Source organism: Pseudomonadota bacterium (genome assembly GCA_039714795.1).
GTDB lineage: Bacteria > Pseudomonadota > Alphaproteobacteria > JAGOMX01 > JAGOMX01 > JBDLIP01.
Genome location: JBDLIP010000085.1, coordinates 1 through 8009 on the forward strand (window position 1 = coordinate 1; position 8009 = coordinate 8009).

Genomic DNA, 8009 nt, shown 5'->3' on the forward strand with positions numbered 1-8009 from the left:
TTGGACCTCCAACGCCTCGCAGCCCTTTATTTTCAATAAATTTTTTTTGAAATTAGGCGATTTTTGAGGTTTTCGAAGCACTTTTCTCTGAACTTGGGTCAAAACGCAAAAGAGCCAGGTCTTTCTACTTACGGGTACATCAAGCCAATCGCTTTTTAATATTACCAATGGCTTTGGCGGGATTCAGATTTTTTGGGCACGTCTTGGTGCAGTTCATAATGGTATGGCAGCGGTAAAGCTTGAAAGTATCTTCGAGTTGACCCAACCGATCTGCCTGGTGGTCGTCACGACTATCGGCAATCCAACGTTCGGCTTGCAACAAGGTTGCAGGTCCGAGGTACTTATCCTCGTTCCACCAATAGCTCGGACAACTGGTTGTGCAACAAAAGCATAAAATACACTCCCACAGGCCATCCAATTGTGCTCGTTCTTGCTTGCTTTGCCTGCGTTCTTTATCTGGTGGAGTTGCTGATTCATTCTGCATCCACGGGCGCACAGACGTGTATTGCTCGCAGGCTTTCGATAAATCAGGTACCAAATCCTTCACCACTTGCATATGCGGTAAGGGGTAAACTTTGTCAGCCTTATCATTTGCGGAAATTGGCAAGGTACACGCAAGCGTGTTGACCCCATTAATATTCATCGCACAACTGCCGCAAACACCTTCACGGCAGGAACGGCGGAAGGTCAATGTAGTGTCGACCTCATCTTTGATCTTAATCAAGGCATCCAACACCATCGGCCCGCAAGTATCCAAGTCAACTTCATAGATGTCCAATCGGGGATTACCGCCTTGATCTGGATCCCAGCGGTACACTTTAAACTTTTTAATGTTTTTAGCATCCAGTGCGGCTTTGTGCGTTTTGCCGACAACCACTCTAAATTCTTTGGGAAGGCGCAGCTGAACCATGATTCAATAAACTCGCTTTTGCAAAGGCACAGACTCAACCTCATCTGTATCAGTTTCCAGAGTTACAGGCCGATAATCAATTTTGACCTTGGTTTTGCCTTCAAGCCACGTCACCGTATGCTTTAGCCATTTATCATCATCACGCTCGGGAAAATCTTCCCGGGCGTGCGCCCCACGGCTTTCCTGACGATTTAAAGCTGCATTTAGAGTCACAATGGCCTGGGCCAGAAGGTTTTCCAGCTCAAGGGCTTCGACTAAATCTGAATTCCAAATCATCGATTTATCATTGACAACAATTTCATCCAGCAACGGTTGTACTGCATTGATCATTTCCACCCCCTTTTGCAAAATCTGCTGTGTGCGAAATACACCACATTGCTGTTGCATGGTGTGTTGCATTTTCAAACGAATCTCGCTGGTTTTAAACTGCCCTTTGTTGTTGCAAAGTCGTTCCAGTCGCTCGACACTTTCTCTGCCTGCTTCGGACGGTAATGGCTTGATAGAAGTCGAATGCTCAATGAGTTCAGCTGCACGTAGAGCCGCTGCTCTGCCAAATACCACAATATCTAATAATGAGTTAGCTCCCAAACGATTGGCACCATGTACTGAAACACAAGCACCTTCACCAATTGCCATTAATCCTTTCACAACCGCATTGGGATCTTTCTTGGTAGGATTGACGACTTCTCCATGAATATTCGTTGGGATTCCTCCCATGTTGTAGTGCACAGTAGGAATGACTGGAATTGGTTCTTTCGTGACATCAACGCTTGCAAAAATGCGAGCGGTTTCAGAAATCCCAGGCAGACGCTGCGCTAATACATCAGGATCAAGATGTTCAAGGTGCAGATGGGCATGATCTTTTTTATCACCCACGCCACGGCCCTCTCGCACTTCTGTTGCTATCGCACGCGAGGTTACATCTCTTGAAGCTAAATCTTTTGCCGTTGGTGCATAGCGCTGCATAAAACGCTCACCTTCTGAATTGGTAAGGTATCCGCCTTCGCCTCGGGCTCCTTCTGTAATTAGACACCCTACTCCATAAATACCGGTGGGATGGAATTGTACAAATTCCATATCTTGGAGAGGTAGGCCTGCTCGCAACGCTATTCCATTCCCATCTCCGGTACAGGTGTGCGCACCTGTGCAAGAAAAATAAGTTCTTCCATGGCCACCAGTGGCCAGAACGACGATTTGCGCTGTAAACCTATGAATTGTTCCATCTTCCAAATTCCAGGCCATGACGCCCCGGCACTGACCCTCTTCCATAATGAGATCAAGTACAAAATACTCAATAAAGAATTCTGCCCTGTGCTTGAGGCACTGTTGATAAAGGGTATGCAAAATGGCGTGACCCGTTCGATCAGCAGCTGCACACGTACGACTTGCCATAGACTTTCCATAACCAACCATATGGCCGCCAAATTTTCTCTGGTAAATACCTCCCGCATCGGTGCGGGAAAAAGGAACCCCCATGTGTTCCAGCTCGACTACAGCAGGAATGGCATGCCGGCACATATAAGCAATGGCATCTTGGTCCCCTAGCCAATCCGATCCTTTAACTGTGTCATAAAAATGGTACTTCCAGTTATCTCCATCAGACATGTTATTGAGGGCAGCACTAATGCCACCTTGAGCTGCAATCGTATGACTGCGGGTGGGAAATACCTTGGTAACACAAGCGGTTGAAAGCCCAGCGGCGCTCATGCCCAAGGCGGCGCGCAGGCCCGCACCACCCGATCCAACAATGACCACATCGTGTGTGTGGTCGATAATCTCGTACGCCTTACTCATAAAACATCTCTCAAAGGTGAAACATAAATCCGCAAAATTGCCAAAATAACCGCAAGCCCCAACACAAGAAAGAAAGTCTTGGTCAGCAAAATCGCAATTAGTTTCAACCACTCCTGGGGTAAGTAATCTTCGTAGATGACCTGCATACCCAATTGCGCATGATGAAAAGCTGCCAAAGTAAAGACGATCAACCCAATGGTATTGGGCATCGATTGCACCCAGGCATACACCGACTGATAACTGTCATCCATTAAGAAAAGCACAGCAATAATCAACCACAGCCCCAAAGGCACAAGTGCCAGAGCTGTCACACGTTGCATCCACCAGAGCTGGCTCGACTGCGGCGATGGGCCTAAACCCGAAATGTGTCGCAGCAAATTGGTGATCATATCGTCACCTCTCCTCTGATAAAGTATCCAAAACTCCAGGTTGCAAAAGTTAAGGCAAACGATGATAACACCACGGCCCAGCCACTTTTGTAAACCTGTGGTAGTTCATAGCCATAGCCTGCGTCCCAAAACAAGTGCCGAATCCCATTGCATAAGTGATAAAAAAAAGCAAAGGTCCATGCAAGCAAAAATGTGCGACCAATAAAATGGTAGGTGAACCACTGCATGCATTTAAAATACTCAGGCCCTTGAGCAAGAGATAAAATCCACAGCGCAAAAACAACAGCTCCAGCACTTAGAAAAACACCTGTCAGGCGGTGCATAATCGATAATACAGAGGTTAGCTGCGGTTTATAAATTTGCAAGTGCGGTGAAAGAGGTCGCTTATGTGACATACCAATTTCCCTAAATTTTTAGTTATATTTGGTTTGATTTTAAGACAAAAAGAATGGAAAAGAAAGGGTATTTGTTTGGCAGGAGTGCGATTCTTCAGACTTTGGACACGATCACCCTACTTTCACAAAACCGCACGGTTCTTATGCAAAACGAGTAGGTAAGCTAAATAACGGCAGATGCGCCTTTTATGGCGCTCTGCCCCTATGTGTTCTTGGGCTTAGCGGCGATTTCCAAGCAGACGGAGCAAAAACAAGAACAAATTGATAAAGTCAAGATACAGGGTTAATGCACCCAGGACAGCTTTTTTAGTAGAAACTTCACCAGAGTCTGCGGCGTAGTACATCCCCTTTATTTTTTGGGTGTCATAAGCAGTCAATCCCACAAAAACCAGAACGCCAATGATCGAAATTGCAAAATGCATCACGGAACTTGCGATAAAAATATTTACGATGGAAGCGATGATCACTCCAATGAGCCCCATGAAACAGAATGAGCCAACACCACTCAGGTCTTTACGTGTTGTATACCCATAAAGACTCATGGCTGCAAACATGCCGGCTGAAATAAAGAATACCCGGGCAATGCTCGATCCCTCGTATACATGGAGCAATATGGCAAAGCAGAATCCATTAATTCCAGAGTAGGTCCAAAAGAGCATTTGTGCCGTGCTGGCTTGCATACGTTCAATTCGTGCACTGATGAAAAAGACAAAACCAAGCGGAGCAAACAAGACCACCCAACGCAAAGGGGTTCCAAAAATCGCATCCATCATAGCAGGCGACGATGCAGTCAGAAAGGCCACTACACCCGTAATTCCAAGACCTAAGGCCATGTAGTTGTAAACAGAGAGCATATAGGCTCTTAAACCCTGGTCAACTTTATCTCCAGAAGCATCTCTCGTCGATGCAGGAGCTTGGTAGGTACGATCAAAGGGTGAATTCTGTGTCATGTGAATACCTCATGTTTTTTAAGGTGAGAGTTTACCAATCTGTACCTATATTTATAATACTATTGACACAAAAAGGCAAATCATACGGTGAGACTGGGCGCAATGACAAGTACTATCCACGCTTCTCCACCAACCCTTCAGGATCTTGGTGGATGAGGACTTCAGCTTCGGGAAACTCTTTCAACACCAATTCTTCCACTTCGTCAGCGACTGAGTGCGCCTGGTTTAAAGTCATCTTGCCATCAAGCTCAAGGTGCAACTGTATGAACTTTCGAAGACCTGAAGAGCGGGTACGCAACTCATGAATACCGTAGACTTTTGGGTGAGTCCCAGCAATCTGCGTTACACGATGGCGCACGTTATCCCCAAGCTCTCGATCCATGAGGATCCCAGAGGCTTCAGCAACAATTGTCCAAGCCGTGTGCAAAATATAAATTGCAATGAGTGCCCCCACGACCGGATCCACCCAACTTGATGCAAACCACTCTGAAGCTACCAGAGAGATAATCACGCCGCCATTAATCAAAAAATCACTGCGATAATGGAGCGAGTCAGCACGAATGGCGGCAGAGTTGGTACGTGCCACAACGTAGTTTTGAAACAAAATTAAGCCTAAGGTCAAAATCATAGCAAACACCATCACCCAGATTCCAATCAACGTCTCTTGTACGAACTGGGGGTGAACTAGACGGCTAGCTGCCTCATACAAGAGCCAGCAGGCAGAGCCAGCAATAAAAATCGATTGACCAAGAGCCGCAATGGCTTCGACTTTGCCATGGCCAAAACGGTATTTTTTATTGGCAGGACGTTGCGCATGGCGTACAGCGACAACATTAATTGCCGATGCAGCAGCATCTAGCAAGGAATCAATCAGTGTCGCCTGCAAGCTAACCGCTTGTGTCATCCACCAACCAACACACTTTCCAAAGATTAAAACAATTGCAATGGATACAGAAGCGTAACTGGCATAGCGAACAAGACGCGCTTTTTGCGCAAGCAGTGGGGCTTCTGGTAGATCCGACACTTTTCATTCCTTTCTATCGAATTTCTTGCAAGCATTATGCCCGATTTTGGTGATTTGAAAAGCCAATTTTCGGCATGGTTCAAAAGAGTGGGCTCTTGGGTTACACACCTTCAGGATGACGGTCGAGGTGTGTAACCCAAGAGCCCCCTTTTCTGAACCACCCCCAATTTTCTTGCTTTTACCCTCAATACTTATGTATGCTGGGAGTGTAATAGATATTTTAAGAAATATAAATGAGTGAAGTAGTTTTCTAGGAGATCACAATGATGAAATCATATTCAAAAAGTCAATTGATTGCAGTGCTAGCCATTGCTGCCATGGGATGCGGTTGCACCACAGGTGGCACCAAACAAACCGCAGGAACCCTGCTAGGTGGTGTTGGCGGCGGTGTTTTAGGCTCCACAATCGGTAAAGGTAAAGGCAAGACGGCTGCAACCATTGCAGGCGCGCTTATTGGTGGCTACGTTGGTGGCACCATTGGTAAGGGCTTGGATGATACCGATCGTATGATGGCCAACCGTACAGCTCAGCAAACCTTTGAGCATGCCCCTGACGGTCAAGCCAGCTCTTGGAACAATCCAAACTCTGGAAACTCTGGATCTATGATCGTCAACAAGACATACGTTCCTCCACAAGGTACTCCTTGCCGTGAATACACCACAACTGTCATGGTCGGCGGAAAACGCGAGCAAGCTTACGGAAGAGCCTGCCGCCAGGCGGACGGTTCTTGGAAGATTATGTCTGAAGGCACTGCTTAGAGCTTAGGAATGAGTGCGAAATAACTTCTAATTTTCAGGCGTGGTTTAATGGACGCGTTGCTACATTATTCTGTGGGGATCTGCCCCACCAATGGCATTCGGTTAATCCTTCTTTATCTTTTGACTATTCCCGCAAGCCCATTTTTTAAGGGGTTTATTGAGAGATTACCCTCCCCCATTTTATAGTTGAATGGGTGCAGTATACACAAATCTTTCTGTTAACCGAATGCCATTGGTTCCAATCTCTTTTAGCTCCGACTGCTCACGCTCACGGCCGATGAAATTCTCGTTTAATTTGATAATGAAAGGTTGCATGCTCTACCATAATTTAGCCAACTAGCATCATTATATGAGCTACTTGGCTGATTTTTAAAATATTTGTAGCTGCTTAGTCCGTGCAACGATAGGGCAACCGCGTTCTTTTCAAGTTTCAATCCGTGGGAAATTAAAACCTTCAGTCCAAGGGTGCAGCGCACAATGACCGGTTAAAAAGGCGAATTAAGAAGCTTGTACCTCATGTTCAACATGAGGCTGTGCGTCTTTGGCTCAACCTTTACTCTAAAGGGATTATCTCCATTGGGAAAAGATACGTCATGACTAAAGCTACTATAAGTAGAAAATGTATATTCTCCACCAAAAGTGAATTCACTGTTAACCGGAATATCTGCACCAGCACCAACAACTACTCCGATCCTGTACTTAGATGATGAACCTGAAAGGTTTACATTCGTTTTTGAATTTGCCTTCCAATGACCCAAAGCAATGCCCGCCTTTAAATAAGGCAGAGCTGCATTTTGGTATAAATACCCGAAACGTGCACTTAGATCATAAAGTTGGGTCACTTCAACTTTAGTTGTTAATTTTGGGGTATTGAGAATAAAAAATGATGTACTGCCATCGGCATCAGCCAAATTTGCATTAGCTTCTAAACCCAGGTAGATATATTCATCGGTCAGATAACCCCAGCCAAAGTGAACTCCACCTGCTATACCTTCCCCGGAAACGTCTGACTTGCTGTTAATGTTTGGCATCCCCGGTAATGTTCCAGCCCCAATCTTGACCTTAGAATCAGTAGCAACAAAACCAATTTGCACTCCTGCATTAAATCCATTAACGGGACTATCTTTTGCTCCAATACCAGAGCCAGCACCAAGCGCATTTTTCATAGTTGCATTTGCTTGACTTTCAGAACCTAGTGCCTGTTTGACCTCAGTAGCACGTCCTGGAACCAATGGAACGCACTCTAAAACCATGGTTAAAATTAGGGTTTTCTTCATCGTCGTAGCCTCACCTTTGTTATCCCAATCTGCCAATGTTATTGTCTATAAACCAAGTAAGTATAGCATCAAGATCGTCATCGGTTTCAGGGATGCTTATATTGGGAACATCTGTGAAAACTCCGCTATTTGGTGCCGTTTCAACCCTTATTCGTCTGAATTGTGTATCTATTCCTGCAGCCCTTTGAATCACTGCTATCAGCTGTGGCCTAATAAAATTCAGAGATTCTGTTACGCTATTTCCATCTTGATCCACATCATTTAGAATAGCCCGAGATCTAGCCAATAGATCTTCACCACCACCCAGTATCCCAGCTACATTCCTAACCGCAGTAGTGAGGTTGGCTGGATTAACGTTTGGGTCTATGAGATTATTAACTGTTTGCAAATCAGCTGTTATGTCAACTCCTCCTTGACCTACGGCATTCTGAATTGCTGTGGAATTTGAAAATAAATCTGGATTTGCGCCACCCAGTGTCCCAGCTACATTATTAACCGCAGTAGTGAGGTTG

At 45.5% G+C, this 8009-nt stretch carries 9 protein-coding genes; 1 reads left to right on the forward strand and 8 read right to left on the reverse strand.

The genetic code is table 11. From position 1 onward, the window contains the following. Positions 1-139: 139 nt before the first annotated feature. The 6 genes from ABFQ95_06380 to ABFQ95_06405 form a co-directional block, all read right to left on the reverse strand. Positions 140-910, reverse strand: coding sequence for a succinate dehydrogenase iron-sulfur subunit (locus ABFQ95_06380; GenBank protein ID MEN8237149.1), 771 nt, complete (start codon positions 908-910; stop codon positions 140-142). Between the two features lie 3 nt (positions 911-913). Continuing rightward, positions 914-2704 (reverse strand): succinate dehydrogenase flavoprotein subunit, encoded by a 1791-nt coding sequence (gene sdhA / locus ABFQ95_06385; protein ID MEN8237150.1) that lies wholly within the window; start codon positions 2702-2704, stop codon positions 914-916. Further along, complete coding sequence (gene sdhD, locus ABFQ95_06390; GenBank protein ID MEN8237151.1) at positions 2701-3093, reverse strand: succinate dehydrogenase, hydrophobic membrane anchor protein; 393 nt, start codon at positions 3091-3093, stop codon at positions 2701-2703. The genes sdhA and sdhD overlap by 4 nt, the downstream gene beginning before the upstream one ends. Beyond that, positions 3090-3488: a succinate dehydrogenase, cytochrome b556 subunit gene (gene sdhC, locus ABFQ95_06395; protein ID MEN8237152.1), complete on the reverse strand. Its 399-nt coding sequence runs from the start codon at positions 3486-3488 to the stop codon at positions 3090-3092. Before sdhC ends, sdhD begins: the two co-directional genes overlap by 4 nt. 218 nt (positions 3489-3706) lie before the next feature. Next, positions 3707-4438, reverse strand: a complete 732-nt coding sequence (locus ABFQ95_06400) for a Bax inhibitor-1/YccA family protein (protein ID MEN8237153.1) — start codon at positions 4436-4438, stop codon at positions 3707-3709. A 112-nt stretch (positions 4439-4550) separates the two neighbouring features. Then, a complete protein-coding gene (locus ABFQ95_06405; protein MEN8237154.1) occupies positions 4551-5462 on the reverse strand; it encodes a cation diffusion facilitator family transporter in 912 nt (303 codons plus the stop codon). Between the two features lie 263 nt (positions 5463-5725). On the opposite strand from ABFQ95_06405, the gene ABFQ95_06410 reads away from it, so the two are divergent. After that, positions 5726-6220, forward strand: a complete 495-nt coding sequence (locus ABFQ95_06410; protein ID MEN8237155.1) for an RT0821/Lpp0805 family surface protein — start codon at positions 5726-5728, stop codon at positions 6218-6220. 485 nt (positions 6221-6705) lie between these two features. Here the strand turns inward: ABFQ95_06410 and ABFQ95_06415 are convergent, their stop codons facing one another. Beyond that, positions 6706-7497 carry an outer membrane beta-barrel protein gene (locus ABFQ95_06415; GenBank protein ID MEN8237156.1) on the reverse strand — a complete coding sequence of 264 codons (792 nt, stop codon included), beginning with the start codon at positions 7495-7497 and terminating at the stop codon, positions 6706-6708. Positions 7498-7516: 19 nt separating this feature from the next. Then, on the reverse strand, positions 7517-8009 hold a 493-nt coding region (locus tag ABFQ95_06420), incomplete at its 5' end, for a hypothetical protein (GenBank protein ID MEN8237157.1).